Genomic DNA, 19,689 nt, shown 5'->3' on the forward strand with positions numbered 1-19,689 from the left:
GGTCAGGGGTTTGCGTGCTACCCGTCAACTATAAATCATAATAACGATGTGTTTCGTGATCAGGATTACACTATGCAATCAATTCTAATTGTAGTGCTGGGGCTAATCGGCATGATCTTCGGGTGGTTTGTCTACTCGAAATTTATCGCCACCCGCATTTTCAAGCTCGACGAAAAATTCTTAACCCCCGCCCATGAACTCAATGATGGTAAAGATTTTGTACCAACCAACAAAGTAGTGTTGTGGGGGCACCACTTCACCTCGGTGGCGGGCGCTGCACCTATTGTTGGCCCGGCCATTGCCGTATACTGGGGCTGGGTTCCGGCTGTGCTATGGGTGGTATTTGGCACCATATTGTTTGCCGGTGTCCACGATATGGGGGCCTTATGGGCGAGCAGTCGGCATAAAGGAAAATCCATGGGCGCGCTGTCCGAGTCGGTTATCGGCAAACGTACCCGCGCGTTGTTTATGATTGTTATCTTCCTGGTCCTGTTGATGGTCAATGCCGTATTCGGGGTGGTCATCGCGAATTCCTTTGTGTCCCAGCCCAATGCGGTATTCCCGGCCTGGACGGCGATTGCGGTGGCCCTGATCATCGGCCAGTTGTTAAAACGCAACTTTTCGCTGATTCCCATGTGTGTGGTGGGGATCCTGGTGTTGTATGCCTCAGTATATGCCGGCAGCTACATCCCCATTACCTTACCCGAGACCATGTTCGGGCTGGCCGATACGGCGAATTGGATCATCATTCTGTTTGTCTATGCGGCAATCGCTTCCTTGCTGCCGGTGTGGATGTTGTTGCAACCTCGTGACTTCATTAATGGCATGCAGCTGATTGTGGGTCTGCTGTTGTTATACGGCGCCGTATTTGTGGCGATGCCTGATATCACCGCTCCAGCCTTTAATACGCAAACGGTAGCGGACACCCCGAGTCTGATTCCGCTGTTATTTGTCACCATTGCCTGCGGTGCGGTTTCCGGGTTCCACGGCATTGTGGCCTCGGGCACCAGTTCCAAGCAGCTAAATAAAGAAACCGATGTTCGCTTTGTCGGGTATCTGGGCGCGGTGGGCGAGGGCACACTGGCACTGATTACCATTGTGGCGGTATCGGGCGTGATGATGGCCGCCTCTCCTGAAGAATGGCACGAGGTTTACAGTCATCTGGGCGCTGGCAGTGTAGGCGCGTTTATCACCGGCGGGGCTAATCTGATTGCCAGCGGCTGGGGATTGCCAGTGGAATTTGCCTCGACCATCTTAGCGGTTATGGTAGTACTGTTTGCCGGTACTACGATGGACTCTGGCGTTCGTTTGCAGCGCTATATTATTCAGGAATGGGGCGATATTTATAATCTGGGCCTGCTGAAGAACGGTGTCGTCGCCACCCTGGTTGCAGTAGGCTCGTGTTTGCTACTGGCATTTGGCGCCGGCGGCTCTTCAGGTAGTGGCGGGATGATTATCTGGCCCTTGTTCGGTTCCACCAATCAGATTCTGGCCAGTCTGACGCTTTTGGTTATTTCTGTGATGCTGATCAAGATGGGGCGCCCGGCCAAGTTCACGCTTATCCCCATGACCTTTGTACTGATAATGGCGTTTTTCGCCGGTCTCATTAAGCTGAAAGAATATTACCTGGCCGAGAACTACCTGCTGGTCTTTTTAGATGCGGTGGTACTCATTGTCAGTGTGCTGGTTATGCTGGAAGCCTGGTCGGTGATTTCCCGCTTCAAAAAATCACAGGCTTAGCGCCAAACTTATCTGAACTTACCAGCGTGTCCTCTGTCCTGTTCCGGGGCAGGGGATACGAATCCGCCTGCCAAGCCAGACTAATACCGAATTACCCTTGTAACTCCCTCAGGCATCTTCATAATAGATACTGATTCATTAGGTTGCGGACCAAGGGTGCATGCTTTTACTATTTGTATATGTGTTTATCGCATTAGGCTTTTCATTTTTATGCAGTATCGCTGAAGCGGTAATACTAAGCGTATCATCGGCCTATATATCGGTACTTGAAAAAGAACAACGACCGGCGGGAGTGTTGTTACGTAAACAAACCGAAGATATTAATAAACCGCTGTCGGCAATCCTGACGTTAAATACCATTGCCCATACGATGGGGGCCGCCGGTGCCGGTGCCCAGGCCGGAGTGGTCTTCGGTCAGGCCTATCTGGGGGTTATCTCCGCCATACTCACCTTATTGATCCTGATCTTTTCGGAAATTATTCCCAAAACCCTTGGCGCCACATTCTGGCGTGCGCTGGCACCTGCCACCGCCTACTTTCTGAAGTACCTGACGATGGTGCTATACCCCTTTGTCAAAATGTCCGAAATGCTGACCCGCAGTTTCAAAGAAGAAAGTCCGTTGCGGGGGCTCAGTCGCAGCGAACTCCATGCGATGACCGAACTCTCCGGTCAGGAAGGGCAACTAGCGCAACAGGAAGCAGCGTTAATGCAAAGCCTGCTGGGTATGCATGAGCTCAAGGTAAAAGACGCCATGACCCATCGTACAGCGCTTTTTTCGGTTTGCGAAAACACCACCGTCGAAGAATTTTTTCATCGACACGAAAAAATCGAGTATTCGCGTATCCCGGTTTATGAAGCCGATGATTCAGAAAGTATCACCGGCTTTGTGATGCGCTCGGATTTATTGGTGGCGCAGGCCAAAGGTGAGGGGCAGCGCACGTTGAAAGAGCTGAGTCTGGCGATGGTCACCGTGTTGTCGAGTATGTCACTGCCCGGCATTCTGAATCAGTTTTTGCACAAACGGGTGCACATGTTGCTGGTCGTGGACGAGTACGGTGGTCTGGAAGGTATTGTGACCCTTGAGGATTTACTGGAAAATCTGTTGGGGGTAGATATCGTGGATGAAAAAGACACCACGGTCAGCATGCGTCGTTTTGCCCATATGATGGCGCGCCGACGCGAGCGGATGATGACCAAACATGATGTGCCCGCTGACGATAATACCGCTAAGGGTGACTCGTAGCGTCAATCTTTAGCCGGACCTCACTAATACTGTGGCCCGGCAGGCTGACAATGGTGAGCTGACTTTGACGACACCCGGCCATCACGCAGGCACTCATCTGGGTATTATACCGCCCGGGCCCGGCAATATATTCATTGAACGACCCAGTCATTTGCCTACTTGGTTGCCAGCCCATTAAGTTGCCCTGCAACTTACGCCCGCGCCGGCGGCGCTGGCTGGTGATGCCCATGAGGCTGGCCCGTCGCCACCCAGGTTCAGAAGTATGGATCCGGACGCCCCACGGCAGGCGGGAGGTAGGCGTACTGTCGGTATAACAGCGCGGAGACCGTTGGCATCAAAGCAGTAAAACAGCTTGAAATCCGGGACTTCGTACATATTTACTGTACACTTTTGCGTATATCATTCGTACCGCTCAATTTTGCAGTGTCATTGTTGCTCAGACCGGCAACAACAAGGTTGCACTGCCGCATTCAAATACAGGCTATTGCATGAAAGCGTTGGATATTTCCGGGTTGCAAAAAACCTACAAAGGGGGCGTTCAGGCCCTCAAAGGACTTGATTTACAGGTTAATGAAGGCGATTTTTTTGCCTTACTGGGCCCGAACGGGGCAGGCAAGTCCACCACTATTGGTATTATCAGTTCACTGGTGAATGCCAGCGCCGGGCAGGTGTCTGTTTTTGATTATGATTTGGAAACCCAAAAAGAGTCGGCGAAAGCCTGCATCGGGCTGGTGCCTCAGGAGTTCAATTTCAATCAGTTTGAAACCGTATTGCAAATTGTATTGAACCAGGCCGGTTACTACGGTGTTACGCGCACCACGGCCAAAGAACGTGCAAAAAAATACCTGACTCAGTTGGATTTGTGGGAAAAACGCGATGCCCGTGCCCGTGAGTTATCCGGTGGCATGAAGCGCCGGCTGATGATTGCCCGCGCGCTGATGCACGAACCCAGGCTGCTGATTCTCGATGAACCCACCGCCGGCGTTGATATTGAAATTCGTCGTTCCATGTGGACGTTTTTGAAAGACATCAACGAGCAGGGCATCACCATCATTCTGACCACCCACTACCTGGAAGAAGCAGAGTCCTTGTGTCGCAATATCGCTATTATAGATAAAGGCGTTATTGTCGAGAATACCAGCATGCGCTCGCTATTATCCAAACTCAGCACCGAAACCTTTATTCTGGATCTGGCCGAGTCAGCGCAGACCCCAACCCTGGAGGGCTTTGAATACCGGATTGTGGATGAGCACACCCTGGAAGTGGATGTGAAAAAACAGGAAGGGCTGAACCCGGTATTCAGTCAACTGACCGAGCAGGGTTTGCAGGTATTGAGTATGCGTAACAAAGCCAACCGTTTAGAAGAGTTATTTGTCCGGCTGGTAGAATCCGGACGCAATCGGCAGGAGAATTCGCCTCATGCATAAACAGAATAACTGGGTGGCGCTGAACACCATCTGGATCAAAGAATGTACCCGCTTTCTGCGCATCTGGGTCCAGACCCTGGTACCCCCGGCCATCACCATGAGCCTGTATTTTGTCATCTTCGGCACCATCATCGGCGAGCGCATTGGGACCATGGCCGGTGTGCCTTATATGGAATTTATTGTACCTGGCCTGATTATGATGTCCGTGATCACCAATTCCTACTCCAATGTGTGCTCGTCTTTTTTCAGTGCCAAGTTTCAGCGCAATATTGAAGAATTGATGGTGGCGCCGGTGCCTACCAGTGTGGTGATTGCCGGCTATGTAGGCGGCGGCGTGGCCCGCGCGCTGCTAATTGGGATTATTGTCACCCTGGTGTCGTTGTTGTTTGTGGATACTCAGATTTTCAGTATCTTCACCATTGCGGTGGTGGTACTGCTAACCGCCATTCTGTTTTCGCTGGCGGGATTAATCAATGCTATTTTTGCCAAAAGTTTTGACGATATCAGTATCATTCCTACCTTTGTACTTACTCCACTGACTTATTTGGGCGGGGTCTTTTACGATTTGGAAAAGCTGCCTGAATTCTGGCAAACCGTGAGTATGGCCAACCCCATTGTGTATATGATTGATGGTTTCCGTTATGGCTTTTTAGGTCATTCTGCCGATGGCGTGATGATGTCGCTGGTGTTACTGGTGGGCTTTAACGCGGTACTGTTCAGTGTCGCCTATTACCTGCTTAAAACCGGCCGTGGGATCCGTAGTTAAATGGGCGGCTCGTCAAATCAGGCTAACAGTATTGCCACCAGTCAGACCCAGGTCCATGAAAAGCTGGACTCCCTGGTTAAGCGCTATCAGCAGGCTGAAAATCAGCGGCCGGTAAGTGCTCATACCCGTGCTGCTTTTGAGCAGGCATGTGGCTGGCTGGGCGACTGGAATGGCGACATTATTATTGACTCGTGTTGCGGGGTGGGTGAAAGCACCGCGCGCCTGGGGGCAGCCAATCCCCAGGCTAAAGTCATTGGCCTGGACAAATCCCAGGCCAGGCTTGATAAACACAGCCACTATCAGCGCGAGGCCAAAAATTATGCGGTGTTCAGAGCAGATGTTATCGATTTTTGGCGACTGATACGGCAACACCACTGGCAGGTACAGCAGCACTATTTGTTGTATCCCAATCCGTATCCCAAGTCCTCCCAGGTGCAAAAGCGCTGGCATGGTAGCGCGGCATTTGTGGATTTGATGGCGATGACACCGAATGTCACCGTACGTAGCAATTGGCTGGTGTATCTGCTGGAGTTTGCGCAGGCGGCGGGACACTATCAGGTGACGGGGGATATCCAGCAGGTTCAGACCAAGGAGGCGTTTACCCCCTTTGAGCGAAAATACCTGGCCAGCGGACAAACCTGCTGGGAGCTGATTTGCCGGGCTGAAGAAGAAGAGAACTAATCGGCCAGGGTCGGCTTGGGGCTGCTAAACACAAAGCCCTGCGCGTAATCGATAGGCAGATGGTGCACAATCTCCAGGATTTCCAAATCTTCAACCTGTTCTGCCACGACGGCGATCCCACAGTCATTGGCTTGCTCGCAAACATAGCTGATGTATTCCTGCACGGCCGGCGTAGTATGATAATGTCGCAGCAAACCGCCATCAAGCTTGATGCCCTTAAGCGGTAAGCCCAGCAGCCGTTTGATATTGCCCGGCACCCGCCCGACATTATCCACAAACACATTGATACCTAATGGCATAACGTTGTCAATAAATTCGCTCATCTGCGGCAGATCGTGTATTGCCGACTGGGCACTGACCTCCACACAGATGCGTGACGGGTCACATTGAGAAGCAAGGTGCTGCGTGAAAAACTCAATCAATGCCGGATTATGCAAATCAGCCATATCCAGATTGATATTCCAGCTCAAATTTTTATGAGCAAAAAAAGCCGAACATTGCGCGAACATGGTTTCGGTGAGCTGCTGAACATAATTATGGCGTTCAACTAAATATAAAAATTCATTGGGCAGGTACACTTTTTCAGGTTCTGGCACCAATCGGGCCAGACATTCATAGCGCCAAACCCGATCGGTGCGTAAATCGACAATAGGCTGAAAATAGGGGACAATATCTTCCAGCCGAAAAGGATCGGTGATTTCTCGTATCGGCATGCTTTATTTCCTTCTCATCACATGCTCAATATAGCAGAGCTGTGGACAAAGCCAATGTAAGATGTAACAAAGCCCGCATTTTGGCCTTAAATTTTCAGTTCCGCAAGCAGTCCGCAAGCAGCACAGCCACAAGAAACACCGCAGTTTCGACGCACATCTTGTATCTGCGCGGTATTATGGGGTAAAGTTCCGCTCCTTTGTCATCATTTTGCTGATGTAGTTGGCAATCTCGATATGTCAGTTCCGGCTTGCGGTAAGTCTGGCCGGCGGCGAACCCCACCGGGGTTCCTGAGATAATAAGCGTTTAGAGGTGTGTTTAGTGGGTGAAGCTCAGGTTAGTCTTAAGCACTTGTATCGGGTTTTTACTAAGCCTGAACATAAAGACTCAAAATTAGCTCAAATAGAACAGCACTTGTCTGACAATATCATGGACTTTTTGTCGCAACATGTGGTGACCAAAAAAACCTCATTAGAAGAAATCGAAAAAGATTTTTCGCAAGCCGGGGTTCCCGAGTCGCCTGAGTTTGTGTCGGCCCATGCCGAGTCGCTGCTGGAAAAGCTGGTGGCACACTCGGTTAACACCTATTCGCCAACCTTTATCGGCCATATGACCTCGGCGCTGCCGTATTTTCATCTGCCCCTGGCAAAATTGTTGGTGGGGCTGAACCAGAACCTGGTTAAAATCGAAACCTCAAAAGCCTTTACGCCCCTGGAGCGCCAGGTGCTGGGCATGATGCACAATCTTATCTTTGATGAATCCGACGCCTTTTATGATGCGCACCTGCACAGTGCCAGACATGCGTTAGGGGCATTTTGTTCCGGCGGCACGGTGGCTAATATTACTGCCTTGTGGGTAGCGCGTAACAAATTGCTTGGCCCCCGTCCGGGATTCAACGGTGTGGCGAAAGCGGGACTGGCCGCGGCTTACCGTCATTATGATATTAACAACCTTGGCGTAATCTGCTCAAAGCGGGGGCACTATTCGCTGTCTAAAGCCGTGGACGCCCTCGGCCTTGGCCGTGAGCAATTGCTGACGCTGCCATGCCCGGCGCAAACACTGCGTCCTGAAGATGCGTTAAAAGCAGGATTAGAATACCAGGCGCAGGGCAATAAAGTGCTGGCGATTGTGGGCATTGGCGGCACCACCGAAACCGGCCACGTGGATCCCCTTGACGAGCTGGCCGATGTGGCCAAAGAGCTGGGCTGCTGGTTTCATGTGGACGCGGCCTGGGGTGGGGCGACGTTGTTTTCCTCCACCAATCGTTCCAAGTTGAAAGGCATCAGCCGTGCCGACTCAGTAACCATGGATGCGCACAAACAAATGTATGTGCCCATGGGCGCGGGCATGGCGATTTTCAAAAATCCTGAAGATGCCAATGCCGTGCGCCATCATGCCCAGTATATCTTGCGCGAAGGCTCGAAAGATTTAGGCGCCACCACCCTGGAAGGCTCCCGCAACGGCATGGCGATGATGGTCTATTCCACCTTGCATATCCTGGGACGGCGCGGCTATGAGTTGATCATCGACCAGAATATCGAAAAAGCGCAAACCTTTGCCCGCATGATCAATACGCATCCACAGTTCATGCTTACCACGTCACCGACACTGTCTCTGCTGACCTATCGGGTGTGTCCGGCCAGTGTGCAGCAAGCCCTGGAAAAAGTGAGTCCCCAAGAATGCGACAAGCTGAACCAAAAGCTGGACCAGCTGGTGGTGGCGGTGCAAAAAGCGCAGCGTGAAGCGGGTAAATCGTTTGTTTCAAGAACCCGTCTTGAATGTGCTGAATTAGATGGCAAAGCCATCACGGTCTTTCGGGTGGTGCTGGCCAACCCGTTAACCACCGAACAGGATCTGGCAAATATACTCGAAGAGCAGGCGTTGCTGGCGCAAAAGATGCGCTTATGGAAGGAGCTGGATAAAAGAGCCATGGCGATGCTGAAACACGCCAGTGTCTAAGCAACAGACCAGGCTACCTCAGGCCCTACCCAGGGTGGCGACCTGAGGTAGCCTGGTAGGGGATCAGCGCGTCACGGTTTTATTGTCGATAAGACGAACTTTTCCTAACCAGGCCGCAGCCAGTATCACCAGCTCACGGTCATCTTCGGTGGCAGGCTCCAGGGTATCGGCCCGGCGAATTTCGATATAGTCGGGGGTAAAGCCGGCTTCGGTTAAGGCGTTTATCTGCTGCTGACTAAGCTCAGGCAACGTCCCGGCCCCGATTTCAATAGCTGTGGCCAGCTGACACATACACTGATAAAGCCGGGGCGCGAGCTGACGCTCAGCCGCGGTGAGATAGCCATTGCGCGAACTTAACGCCAGCCCATCTGCGGCCCGCTCGGTGGGCACCCCTTCAATCTCAATATCAATGGAGAGATCCTGGGCCATTAGCCGGATTACCTGCAGCTGCTGAAAGTCTTTCTGGCCAAAAAAGGCGCGGTCGGGCTGCACCATATTAAACAGCTTGCTGACCACAGTCGCCACCCCTCGAAAATGCCCCGGGCGGCTGCTTCCACAAATCATGTCTGAAATACCCGGTACCTGAACAAAAGTTTGTTCATCCAGCCCCGTGGGTACATCTCGGGTACTGAGGGTAAAAATAAGACATCGGTGCCACAGGCACTTAGCTGCGCCTGATCTTCTTTAATGGTGCGCGGATAGGTGTCCAGGTCTTCGTTTTGGCCAAATTGCAGTGGGTTCACAAAAATAGAGGCAACCACAATATCGCAGCTTTGGCGCGCAGCCGAGATAAGCTTTAAGTGACCGGCATGCAGGTTGCCCATGGTAGGCACAAAGCCGACGGTTTTTCCTTGCTGATGCCACTGTTTACGCAGCTGGCGTAAGGCGGTAATTGACTCAACTGTTTGCATAGGTTTACTCAAAGCTGTGCTCGGGGCCGGGAAAGACGCCGGCCTGGACCTGTTGAATATATAATGCCACGGCGCTACGAAGATTGCCGGTTTCGGCCAGATAATTTTTTGAAAATTTAGGCATGTAGTTGGCACTTACCCCCAGCATATCGTGCATCACCAGAATCTGCCCATCGGTATCCTTGCCGGCGCCAATGCCAATAACCGGGATGCTCAGCTGTTGCGCTATCTGGCTGCCCAGGCTGGCAGGCACACACTCTAATACCAACAGCTGGGCCCCGGCTGCTTCCAGCGCCTTTGCATCATCAACTAGTTGCTGCGCTTTGTCACTCTGACGGCCCTGAACTTTAAAACCGCCCAACACATGGACGGCCTGGGGGGTTAGGCCGATGTGTGCACAGACCGGTACACTGCGCTCTACCAGCCCTTGTATCGTCTGACACAGCCACTGACCGCCTTCGAGTTTTACCATGCTGGCGCCCGCAACCATTAGCTTGGCGGCATTGTGATAAGCAGACTCGGGGGTGGCATAAGACATAAATGGCATATCGGCCAGCACAAAGGCACGCTGGGTGCCGTTACGTACCGCTTTGGTATGATAAGCAATATCATCAACGGTAACGCTGAGGGTGTCGTCCTGACCCTGTAACACCATGCCCAGCGAGTCACCTATCAGCATGGCGTCCACACCTGCTTCATCAAAAACTTTGGCAAAGCTGGCATCGTAGGCCGTCAACGAGGTGATCTTTTCGCCTTTCTGCTTTTTAGCCAGCAATGTTGAAACCGTGACTTTTTTCATAACCCGTCAAACTTTAAAAAGTGTCTAAAGGGCGAACTATACGGATTTTAGCGCTGATTGGAAGGGCGCAAACGACGCAGGCCATCCAGCGAGCATTTTGCTACCCAGGCCGCCAGGGGTTTGCCGTCAGGCATAATCATGCTGGCGGCAATTTCAAACAGCGGCACCAGCACAAATTCGCGTTCGGCCAGGCCGATGTGGGGCACCATCAATGTCTGACTATGAATTTGCTGGTTCCCGAATAACAAAATATCCAGGTCCAGGGTCCGGGGGCCCCAGCGTTCGGCTTTGCGCACCCGGCCATGTTGCTGTTCAATTGCCTGTAACTGTTTTAATAAATCTAACGGCGCTAAGCCCGTTTCCAGCAGCGCCACGGCATTGACAAAATCCGGCTGATTTTGCGGACCCATGGGGGCACTGGCATACAGGCTCGATTGTTTGAGCAGCCGGGTTTCGGGCAGCGCGTCCATCGCCTCGAAGGCGGCATTCAGGGTTTGTACCGACTCCCCCTGGTTGCTGCCAAGGCCAATATAGACGTGCTCGTTATGCATTATCAGACCCTTTGGCCTGACTGGCACGCCGGCGGCGGCGTTTGGGTTTACTGCCGCCTTCTTTCTGGCGCAAGGTGGTGAGCATTTTTTTCTGTAACCCCGGATCGCCATGCTGAAACTGGGTCCACCAGTCGGTCAGCTCAATCAAATCACCACCCTCGGTTTCTGCCCGTACCTGTAAAAAGTCGTAGGCAGCCCGGAATTTAGGGTGATTAAGCATCTGAAAGGCGCGGCGACCAAAGCGACGCGGCAAACGATGTTGCAGCATCCAGATATCGCGAATGACGGTCGAAAACCGTTTCGGGATCATGATGCGCTGTGTTTGACGATGTAAAATATCACCGGTGGCGATATTGAACGCGTCATGGGGACTCAGCCCTGCTTCTGCCTGCAATTTTTGGGCATGCTCTTCTAACGGATACCACAACATGGCAGCATACAAAAAGGCCGGGGTGACCCGCATGCCATTGTTGACCCGTTCATCGGTATTGGCCAGTACCGTCAATACAAACTGCATCTCTTTACTGCGCGGGTCTTCAAGCAGCGGCGTTAACTGCGGGAACAAAGGTTCCAGTAAGCCATAGTCATGCAGGGCAACAAAGGTATCTTTACCCTGACCGGATAAAAACAGTTTCAGGGTTTCTTCAAACAGCCGGGCCGGGGGAATATTGCCTAGCAGGTGCGCAAGGGGCTTAATAGGATCCGCCGTCCCCGGTGCAATCGTCATATTCAGTTTGACAGCAAACCGGATAGCACGCAGCATCCGGACCGGATCTTCACGATAGCGAACTTCCGGATCGCCAATAAGCTCAACCTGACGCTGTTCGATAGCGCGGCGACCATTGGCAAAATCGGTGACACTAAAGTCAGCGACACTGTAATACATGGCATTAAAGGTAAAATCGCGACGCTCGGCATCTTCTATAATGGAGCCGAACACATTATCCCGTAGCAACTGGCCATGCTCACTGGCCTTGCCCAGACTATTGCCTTCTTCGGCGGCCGGATCGTGGTGACCACGAAAGGTCGCGACTTCAATAATATCGCGGCCAAAGACAATATGCGCCAGCCGGAAGCGCCGGCCAATTAAGCGACAGTTTTTAAACAGACCTTTAATCTGTTCGGGGGTGGCGTTGGTTACCACATCAAAATCTTTAGGCAACAACCCCAGCATCAGGTCGCGCACACAGCCGCCGACCAGATAGGCTTCAAAGCCGGCATTGTTGAGGCGATACAGGACTTTCAGCGCATTATCAGAAATATTTTCTCGCGAAATGCCGTGTTCAGCCCTAGGGATCACATGTCCTTCAACTGCAGCCTCACTACTGTCTGATTTGCTAAAAACCCGCTTAACGGTATCAAACATACGCGTAATAATAATAATATCTCCGATGTTAACTAGTCTGTATAAAAGGTGGACTGGTGCTTATCCACCATAATTTCCTGTGTGCCTGGTAAGGCCTCACAGCAAAAGTGATCCACTGCCCAGTTCAGTATTTTATCACAACTGGTGCCGTGAAGCGTATCCGGAACGTCCAGATGCAAAAATTTTAACGCCTGTAGCAGATTTGCTTGCGCATTGTGGTTGTCCAGTGCGGCTGCCCGGTTTTGTTTGCTGAGCTTAAAACCAGGCTCGGTAGCGGCCACCGGCAGATGTGCATAGTGGGGAGCCGGGGCATCAAAATACCGATACAAGCTAAGATGCGCCGCGGTAGTGGGTAGCAGGTCACTGCCACGGACAATATGCGTTACCCCTTGGGCGATATCATCAGCCACCACCGCCAGATTATAGGCATACAGGCCATCGCGCCGTTGTAGTACCATATCGTCTAAGGCGTGGGGTCCTGTATATGTTGTGGCCCCTGAATACGATCCATAAAGCGGGTAACCGGATCCTTCAGCTTTAACCTGACCGCAGCGCCCTGCGCGGGATGATTCGCCAACCGACAGGTCCCGGATAGATGCCACCTGCCTGTCGAATCATTTTACGGGTACAGACACAATGGTACACCCGCTCCTGACCTCGCAGTCTTGCAATCATCGACTGATAATAATCATCCCGCTGTGACTGCTGTACGACCGACCCATCCCAGCACAAACCGTGCGCCTGCAGACACTGCAAAATAGCGGTATCGGCACCTTCAACACGTCGCTGCCGGTCGACATCTTCGATTCGGACCAACCAGCGGCCATGGTGTACTCTGGCATCAAGATAGCTGGCCACTGCGGCAATCAATGAACCAAAATGAAGTGGGCCGGTGGGAGAGGGGGCAAAGCGGCCGATATAGCCTGACGCGGGGGGTGAGTGCATGAGTGGCTTCAGGGATCAGCATTAAAGAGCAGACAACAGTATCGTGCACTGTTGCTGCCTTTATCTGCAATTAGTTAGCCTTGCATTTGTTTTTCTTTTATTTCGGCCATGGTCTTACAGTCGATACACAAATCAGCAGTAGGCCGGGCTTCTAACCGACGGATACCGATTTCGATACCGCACTGATCACAAAAACCAAAATCATCTTCTTCAATGCGCTTAAGCGTCTTTTCGATTTTTTTAATCAGCTTACGTTCGCGGTCGCGGGTACGTAATTCCAGACTGAACTCTTCTTCCTGGGCAGCACGATCTACCGGGTCAGGAAAGTTTGCAGCTTCGTCTTTCATGTGCGTAACTGTGCGGTCGACTTCCTCACGAAGCTGGTCGCGCCAGGCTTTCAGTAGCAGACGGAAATGCTCTGTCTGCGGTTCATTCATGTACTCTTCATCAGGCTTAGGCTGATACGGGTGCAGCCCGGCTAATGCTAAAAGTCCTAGGGATTTTGTTTCTTTTCCTGTTGGCATGTGCCACATCTCCTACACAACGACACCCACGATGTGCCAAAAAGCCGATAATCTATAGCAAATATCTCGGCGTCGGGCAATCAAAGTGTCAAAGTAACCTTTTCTTCTGATGCTTTGGCACAGTTCCAAAACACCACGGTTGCAACCTTCTGAAATACGTTGCAAAGGTAAAAGCAAGGCGCAAATATGGCGACATACCCGAAAAAATCAACCTATTTTTTACAATATTACCGGGAGCGTTTGATTTATCTCCAGTTTTTGTTGATTTATCGAGCAGCCAAATGCCATTACTTCCACCCCGCGATGACGCGCTTCATTTACGGCCCGGGCATAGTGAGGATCAATATCCTGCGCAATCCGTACCTCACGAATCCCGGTATGTTGTACACAAAAGGCAAGGGTGGTAGGCACCCCCTGCTGTGCCAGTTCACCCAGCTCTCTGCAGTGGCGGGCTCCCCGGGCGGTGACCGCATCCGGGAAATAACCACTATGCTCACGCGCCAGGGTCACAGACTTAACTTCCATATAGTGTAGTTCATTTGCCAGAGTTAGCTGAAAATCGAAACGACTTTGGCCGCCCGGTGGGGTTACTTCCCGTTTTACGCTTTCGACCTGGTTAAATTGAGGCAGGCACTTGTTATTTAGTGCTTCCGCTACCAGTTTATTGGCAGTATGGGTATTAATGCCGATAAAGTTGCCGGCAAAATCCTGCGCCAGCTCCCAGGTATACTGAAGTTTTCGCTTTGGGTTGTCTGATTGGCTTAAAAAGACCGTATAGCCAGGCTCGGCACAGCCGGTCATGGCACCTGTGTTAGGGCAGTGGGCCGTAACAATGTCGCCGTTGGCAAGTTCCACATCGGCAAGAAATCGTTTATAGCGGCGAATAAGCTTGCCGCGAACCAGTGACGTAGTAAATTCCATCAGATTACGTTGCAGTAAATTTTCACTAGTGTAACAACCAAAAAAGGAATTGTTATGACTGATTTTGAAGTCTCTTTATCTTACGAACCGGCTGACCAACAATGGGGCGAAAGCGCTCCATTAAGCATGCATAATTCTGGTGCAGTTATTCATCTGGCAGAGTCTGCCGACATCATGCGCACCGTCGCCGTCGCGGCTCGTACGCTGGATAACCTGAACCTGAAACAGGTGAAATTGTGTGGTGACTGGTCATTCGACCAGCAGTGGACCTTTGCCATGAGCTACACCCGAGCACGCTCACCCGGCACGATTAAGTGGGCGGATACCGACGACAAGAGCCGCTTAGAAAATCACTATGCCGCCATGTGTTTCACCCGTCAGCTGGTCAATGATACGCCCGAGGATCTGAGTCCGGAAAATCTGGCGTCGCGGGCCGCTGACTGGCTCAAAGAGCTGGGCGGTGAACATGTTAATGTGTCTATGACCACCGGTGAAGCGTTAAAAGACGCTGGCTGGATGGGGATATACAATGTCGGGCGTGGCAGTGAGCGGCCACCGGTATTACTGGAAGTGGATTACAACCCTACCGGCGACCCGCAAGCCCCGGTAGATGCGGTGCTGGTGGGTAAAGGGATCACCTTTGATAGCGGTGGTTATTCGATTAAATCCAGCGAAGGCATGTTGGATATGAAATGCGATATGGGCGGGGCCGCCACGGTCACCGGCGCGCTGGGACTGGCCATTACCTCGGGCCTGAAAAAGCGGGTTACCTTGCTATTGTGCTGCGCTGAGAATCTGATCAGCGGCCATGCGTATAAGCTCGGTGATGTCATTACCTACAAAAATGGGGTAACCGTTGAAGTGGTAAATACCGATGCAGAAGGTCGCCTGGTACTGGCCGATGGTCTGTTGCGGGCCGGTGAGCTGGGTACACCGCTGATTATCGATGCGGCCACCCTGACCGGCGCGGCAATGGTTGCGCTAGGCAAAGATTATCATGGCGTATTTAGCATGGATGAACAGGCCCGCAACAAAATGCTGGACGCCGCCCGTGCTGAAAATGAAAAATTCTGGCCCCTGCCGCTTGAGCCATTTCACAAAAACCGTTGCCCCAGCGCCTTTGCAGATACGGCCAACAGTGTGGCGCAAAAAGGCGGTGGCGGCGGTGGCGCCTCTAACGCCGCTGGCTTTCTGGCCCGGTTTGTAAACCCCGAGGGTAAGGGGTGGGTGCACCTTGATTTGGCGGCCGCCTACCAGGGCGGAGCGACCGCTGAGCTGCCCGTTGGGGCGACCGCGAAAGGGATCCGCTCGATTGCCCGAATGATTCAGGACTTTTAAACGACGGTCCTGGTTTTGGAGCGCGGCCCGGGCCGCGCTTTTTTTTGGCCCACGTTTTTTGTCCGCATTTTTTTGCGTGCTTTTTATCGGCCCCCCACGCGCGCTCTGTTACGATTTTATTGCGTACTGTTGGTCGAACAAAGCCTGCCCTGGCGCTTGATTCGAACGCCGGCAAACAGGCTTACCGGTTGATGTTGAGGGCTCTGCTTGTGCCGGATAGGCAAAACTCAGCGATGGCGGTTTCATTTCCTGGCGTGATAAACCAGCGATCCCGGTTTTGGTGATAGTAAAAGTTATGCGTAAATGCGACAATTTACTAATCTAATTAATAAAATTATGGCGGGCGGGTGTTTTGCAGCACCTGCCTGCGATGCTCATGTGGTAGCACCTACAACAGAGGATAAGCGTTCATGGATACCTGGTCGGCGGCGATTATGCTTTTTCTTATCATGGACCCGTTGGGTAATCTGCCAATATTTATGTCGGTGCTTAAATCTATTGAACCCAAACGTCGACGCATTATTCTGATCCGCGAGTTATTGTTAGCCCTGCTGATATTGTTTGTCTTCTTGTTCAGTGGCCAGGCCGTGCTGGATTTTCTTAATGTGCGTCAGGAAAGTGTCAGTATTGCCGGCGGCATCATTTTGTTTCTGATAGCAGTGAAAATGATTTTTCCGCAATCGGGCAATCCATTGGGTCTGGCGGTGGGTGAGGAGCCGTTTCTGGTACCGCTGGCGATTCCCCTTATCGCCGGTCCTTCCACGCTGGCCGCGCTTATTTTGTTATCCAATCAGAACCCGGATCGTATGGTCGACTGGTCGTTAGCGCTGGGCGCCTCCTGGTTTATCAGCGCCATTATCTTACTGTTCTCAAGTACCTTTCACCGGATTCTGGGCGAGCGCGGCTTGATTGCCATGGAGCGTTTAATGGGCATGATACTGGTCATGATCGCCATTCAGATGTTCTTAGATGGGATCGCGCTTTATTTTTCACACACCTCGGAAATCTTTGAATAATGCAACCAAAACTCAATACCTTTGCGCAGGTGCGCGAACTCAGTGACTGGAAAGCCATCGCCTTTGGCGCCGCTTTGTGCGAACGGATGCTGCCCAACTATCAGTTATTTTGTGAAACCAGCGGCTTTGATGATGAAGGCGTAACCCGCAAATGTCTGGACCTGGTGTGGGAATGGTTGCGTACGCCCCGCAGTAAGATTAATTTTGGGGTGCACCTGGAGCGTGTTGAGGAAGCCACCCCCGACATCCAGGAACATGACTCCTATGGCGTGTACCCCGCGATTGATGCGGCCATCGCGCTGGGGGCACTGGTGAACCTGGTATTAAAGCAGGATGAGCAGGGCGCGGTGGTGATCAGTAAATTATCCCAGGGCTCGGTAGAAGCCTTTTTACTGTTAACCGGCGAAGCCAGCGATGAGTCCGTGAAAACGCACCCGCTGATGGAATTTGAAATTGCCACCCAACAGGAACTGCTGGACCGGCTGGAGACGCTCGCCAGAAAGCCTGAGGCCATTAATGACTATAAAGCGCTGGCGCTGGAAGCCGGCATTTCCAATATTGGGCTGGAGCTTTAGTCGCGCGGCTGGGCTTCAATCAGCCCGAACGACAACTGCGATAACAGCTTTTGTTTGATCAGATGAAACCCCGGTGGCAGGGTGGGCAGACTAGCATTGCTCTCCTGCTCAATATAGATAAGACCATTTGGTTTAATCAGCTCCCGCTGTGCGATAATATCGAGCGCTGGCTGCACTAAATTTTGCCCGAAGGGTGGATCAAGGAAAATAATATCGTAGGCCTGGGTGCTGCTGTTGAGCAGACTCAGCGCATCGCCTTTGAACACCTGGCCGGAGGCGTTGAGGGTGTGCAGGTTGGTAGTCAGCTGCCGGGCGGCAGCCGCATCTTTTTCAAAAAAGTCACAATGGGCTGCGTAGCGGGATAAGGCCTCCAGACCCAGGCCCCCGGAGCCGGCAAAAACATCCAGACAATGCGCCTTTTGCAGATCGTGCATCAGCCAGTTGAATAAGGTTTCTTTGTTGCGGTCGGTGGTCGGGCGTAAGCCCTGAATATCATAGACCGGAAGTTTTCTGCCACGCCATAGGCCGGCAATGATCCGTACCTGACCGTGACGGTTGGAAGAGGGGGCTTTAGACGCTCGCTTCATACTGGTTGACAATGTTACTATAACGACTGGTTATGGCTGGTCAGTTTAGCCGAATTTATACTGAATTAATAAGGGTTTGTCCGCACAATGTCGAAACTTTTTGGCTGGTTCCGTAAGAACAAGAAATCTGATAAAAAACAACAGCAAGAGACTGCAGAGTCGAATACCGTACCACCACAGCAAGAGTCTCAGGAAACGACCCAGGTAGATGAAATTACTTCTGAAGTTGTGGCCGATCAACTTGATGAGGCCCATGAGGAAGTTAGTGAAAATTTAGCGCAGGCTACTGAAGAAAAAGAAGAAAAAGAACAGTCTGAGGTTGTTTCTAAAGCTTCTCACACCCACACTGAAGAGCCAGAGCCAGAGCCAGAGCCAGAGCCAGAGCCAGAGCCAGAGCCAGAGCCAGAGCCAGAGCCAGAGCCAGAGCCAGAGCCAGAGCCAGAGCCAGAGCCAGAGCCAGAGCCAGAGCCAGAGCCAGAGCCAGAGCCAGAGCCAGAGCCAGAGCCAGAGCCAGAGCCAGAGCCAGAGCCAGAGCCAGAGCCAGAGCCAGAGCCAGAGCCAGAGCCAGAGCCAGAGCCAGAGCCAGAGCCAGAGCCAGAGCCAGTGGCGGTGCCGGCTCCCTCTGCCGACAAAACACCCAAGCGCTCGCTTTTTGGCCGCTTAAAAGACAGTTTGTCGCGTACGCGCACCAATCTGGGCAGCGGTTTTGTCAGCCTGTTTAAGGGCAAAGCCATTGATGATGAGCTGTATGAGGACTTAGAGACCCAGTTGCTGGTGGCGGATGTGGGGATGAACACCACCTCCAAAATTATTGATAATCTGACCAGCCGGGCTAAACGCAATCAGCTTAAAGATGCCGAAGCGCTGCTGGATATCCTCAAAGAACAGATGCGCGATATGCTTAAGGGCGTAGAGCAGCCGTTGGCGACTACCATGGCGCAGCACGATAAATCCCAGGGACCCTTTGTGATTCTGATGGTCGGGGTCAATGGGGTGGGTAAAACCACCACCATTGGTAAGCTGGCCAAACAGTTTCAGCAGGATGGCAAGAAAGTTATGCTGGCCGCCGGTGATACCTTCCGGGCTGCGGCGGTTGAGCAGTTACAGGTCTGGGGTGAGCGCAACAGTATTCCGGTTATTTCTCAGCCCACCGGCTCTGACAGCGCCTCGGTGCTTTACGATGCTCTGCAGTCGGCCAAGTCGCGCAATATGGATGTATTAATTGCCGATACCGCCGGACGTCTGCAAAACAAAGATAACCTGATGGAAGAGCTCAAAAAGGTGGTTCGGGTAATGAAAAAAATCAATCCCGATGCCCCTCATGAAGTCATGCTCACCATTGATGCCGGCACCGGTCAAAATGCCATCAGCCAGGCCAGACTGTTCAATGAGGCGGTCAATTTATCTGGTATCACGCTGACCAAGCTGGATGGCACTGCCAAGGGCGGGGTTATCTTTTCGGTGGCTGATCAGTTCAATATCCCGATTCGCTATATTGGGGTGGGGGAAAGCATTGATGATTTGCGCACCTTCAATGGTGATGAATTTATTGATGCGCTGTTTAGCGAAGCCGAGGGCCGGGGATAAGTGTCGCCGTTCAGCAGGGATGTGAGGTAACCAGATAGTATT

The 19,689-nt window shown here is 52.1% G+C and carries 20 protein-coding genes and 1 pseudogene; 10 read left to right on the plus strand and 11 right to left on the minus strand.

Annotated features, from left to right (window positions below; translation table 11 throughout):
* The first annotated feature begins 72 nt into the window (after positions 1–72).
* Together IT774_RS01355 and IT774_RS01360 are read left to right on the plus strand one after the other, a co-directional pair.
* Positions 73–1,740: a carbon starvation CstA family protein gene (locus IT774_RS01355; protein WP_195811018.1), complete on the plus strand. Its 1,668-nt coding sequence runs from the start codon at positions 73–75 to the stop codon at positions 1,738–1,740.
* Positions 1,741–1,900: 160 nt separating this feature from the next.
* Positions 1,901–2,983, plus strand: coding sequence for a CNNM domain-containing protein (locus IT774_RS01360; protein ID WP_195811019.1), 1,083 nt, complete (start codon positions 1,901–1,903; stop codon positions 2,981–2,983).
* On the opposite strand, the gene IT774_RS01365 is transcribed toward IT774_RS01360, so the two are convergent.
* Complete coding sequence (locus IT774_RS01365) at positions 2,967–3,134, minus strand: hypothetical protein (protein WP_195811020.1); 168 nt, start codon at positions 3,132–3,134, stop codon at positions 2,967–2,969. The genes IT774_RS01360 and IT774_RS01365 overlap by 17 nt on opposite strands.
* 337 nt (positions 3,135–3,471) lie before the next feature.
* Here IT774_RS01365 and IT774_RS01370 point away from each other — a divergent pair, with 337 nt between their 5' ends.
* The 3 genes from IT774_RS01370 to IT774_RS01380 are packed head-to-tail and all read left to right on the plus strand — an operon-like array spanning position 3,472 to position 5,857.
* Positions 3,472–4,410 carry an ABC transporter ATP-binding protein gene (locus IT774_RS01370; protein WP_195811021.1) on the plus strand — a complete coding sequence of 313 codons (939 nt, stop codon included), beginning with the start codon at positions 3,472–3,474 and terminating at the stop codon, positions 4,408–4,410.
* Positions 4,403–5,176 (plus strand): ABC transporter permease, encoded by a 774-nt coding sequence (locus tag IT774_RS01375; RefSeq protein WP_195811022.1) that lies wholly within the window; start codon positions 4,403–4,405, stop codon positions 5,174–5,176. The genes IT774_RS01370 and IT774_RS01375 overlap by 8 nt, the downstream gene beginning before the upstream one ends.
* Positions 5,177–5,857: a class I SAM-dependent methyltransferase gene (locus tag IT774_RS01380; protein ID WP_195811023.1), complete on the plus strand. Its 681-nt coding sequence runs from the start codon at positions 5,177–5,179 to the stop codon at positions 5,855–5,857.
* On the opposite strand, the gene IT774_RS01385 is transcribed toward IT774_RS01380, so the two are convergent.
* Positions 5,854–6,570: an EAL domain-containing protein gene (locus IT774_RS01385; RefSeq protein ID WP_195811024.1), complete on the minus strand. Its 717-nt coding sequence runs from the start codon at positions 6,568–6,570 to the stop codon at positions 5,854–5,856. The two genes, IT774_RS01380 and IT774_RS01385, sit on opposite strands and share 4 nt — an antisense overlap.
* Before the next feature lie 319 nt (positions 6,571–6,889).
* On the opposite strand from IT774_RS01385, the gene panP reads away from it, so the two are divergent.
* Positions 6,890–8,527, plus strand: a complete 1,638-nt coding sequence (gene panP, locus IT774_RS01390) for a pyridoxal-dependent aspartate 1-decarboxylase PanP (RefSeq protein ID WP_195811025.1) — start codon at positions 6,890–6,892, stop codon at positions 8,525–8,527.
* 63 nt (positions 8,528–8,590) lie between these two features.
* Here panP and panC read toward each other — a convergent pair.
* The 8 genes and pseudogenes from panC to sfsA all read right to left on the minus strand — a co-directional run bounded on the left by panC (position 8,591) and on the right by sfsA (position 14,544).
* A pseudogene (gene panC / locus IT774_RS01395) lies at positions 8,591–9,438 on the minus strand (pantoate--beta-alanine ligase).
* 4 nt (positions 9,439–9,442) lie between these two features.
* Positions 9,443–10,237: a 3-methyl-2-oxobutanoate hydroxymethyltransferase gene (gene panB, locus IT774_RS01400; RefSeq protein ID WP_195811026.1), complete on the minus strand. Its 795-nt coding sequence runs from the start codon at positions 10,235–10,237 to the stop codon at positions 9,443–9,445.
* A 47-nt stretch (positions 10,238–10,284) separates the two neighbouring features.
* On the minus strand, positions 10,285–10,788 hold the full coding sequence (folK, locus tag IT774_RS01405) for a 2-amino-4-hydroxy-6-hydroxymethyldihydropteridine diphosphokinase (RefSeq protein ID WP_195811027.1): 504 nt from the start codon (positions 10,786–10,788) through the stop codon (positions 10,285–10,287).
* On the minus strand, positions 10,781–12,085 hold the full coding sequence (gene pcnB, locus IT774_RS01410; protein WP_195812169.1) for a polynucleotide adenylyltransferase PcnB: 1,305 nt from the start codon (positions 12,083–12,085) through the stop codon (positions 10,781–10,783). The genes folK and pcnB overlap by 8 nt, the downstream gene beginning before the upstream one ends.
* A 101-nt stretch (positions 12,086–12,186) precedes the next feature.
* Positions 12,187–12,612, minus strand: coding sequence for a glutamate--tRNA ligase family protein (locus IT774_RS01415; protein WP_195811028.1), 426 nt, complete (start codon positions 12,610–12,612; stop codon positions 12,187–12,189).
* A gap of 79 nt (positions 12,613–12,691) precedes the next feature.
* Positions 12,692–13,099, minus strand: coding sequence for a glutamate--tRNA ligase family protein (locus IT774_RS01420; RefSeq protein ID WP_195811029.1), 408 nt, complete (start codon positions 13,097–13,099; stop codon positions 12,692–12,694).
* A gap of 74 nt (positions 13,100–13,173) precedes the next feature.
* On the minus strand, positions 13,174–13,623 hold the full coding sequence (gene dksA, locus IT774_RS01425) for an RNA polymerase-binding protein DksA (protein WP_195811030.1): 450 nt from the start codon (positions 13,621–13,623) through the stop codon (positions 13,174–13,176).
* A 219-nt stretch (positions 13,624–13,842) separates the two neighbouring features.
* Positions 13,843–14,544 carry a DNA/RNA nuclease SfsA gene (gene sfsA / locus IT774_RS01430; RefSeq protein ID WP_195811031.1) on the minus strand — a complete coding sequence of 234 codons (702 nt, stop codon included), beginning with the start codon at positions 14,542–14,544 and terminating at the stop codon, positions 13,843–13,845.
* 54 nt (positions 14,545–14,598) lie between these two features.
* On the opposite strand from sfsA, the gene pepB reads away from it, so the two are divergent.
* The 3 genes from pepB (at position 14,599) to IT774_RS01445 (ending at position 17,473) form a co-directional block, all read left to right on the plus strand.
* The gene (gene pepB / locus IT774_RS01435) at positions 14,599–15,882 is read left to right on the plus strand and encodes an aminopeptidase PepB (RefSeq protein WP_195811032.1); all 1,284 of its coding nucleotides are present in this window, start codon (positions 14,599–14,601) and stop codon (positions 15,880–15,882) included.
* 410 nt (positions 15,883–16,292) lie between these two features.
* A complete protein-coding gene (locus IT774_RS01440) occupies positions 16,293–16,898 on the plus strand; it encodes a YhgN family NAAT transporter (protein ID WP_195811033.1) in 606 nt (201 codons plus the stop codon).
* Entirely contained in the window at positions 16,895–17,473 is a 579-nt protein-coding gene (locus tag IT774_RS01445) for a YjaG family protein (protein ID WP_195812170.1), read from the plus strand. Before IT774_RS01440 ends, IT774_RS01445 begins: the two co-directional genes overlap by 4 nt.
* Here IT774_RS01445 and rsmD read toward each other — a convergent pair.
* Positions 17,470–18,060, minus strand: a complete 591-nt coding sequence (rsmD, locus tag IT774_RS01450; RefSeq protein WP_195811034.1) for a 16S rRNA (guanine(966)-N(2))-methyltransferase RsmD — start codon at positions 18,058–18,060, stop codon at positions 17,470–17,472. The genes IT774_RS01445 and rsmD overlap by 4 nt on opposite strands.
* 87 nt (positions 18,061–18,147) lie before the next feature.
* On the opposite strand from rsmD, the gene ftsY reads away from it, so the two are divergent.
* Positions 18,148–19,647 (plus strand): signal recognition particle-docking protein FtsY, encoded by a 1,500-nt coding sequence (ftsY, locus tag IT774_RS01455; protein WP_195811035.1) that lies wholly within the window; start codon positions 18,148–18,150, stop codon positions 19,645–19,647.
* The last annotated feature ends 42 nt before the right edge of the window (positions 19,648–19,689 follow it).

This window comes from Salinimonas marina, from assembly GCF_015644725.1.
Taxonomy (GTDB): Bacteria; Pseudomonadota; Gammaproteobacteria; order Enterobacterales; family Alteromonadaceae; genus Alteromonas.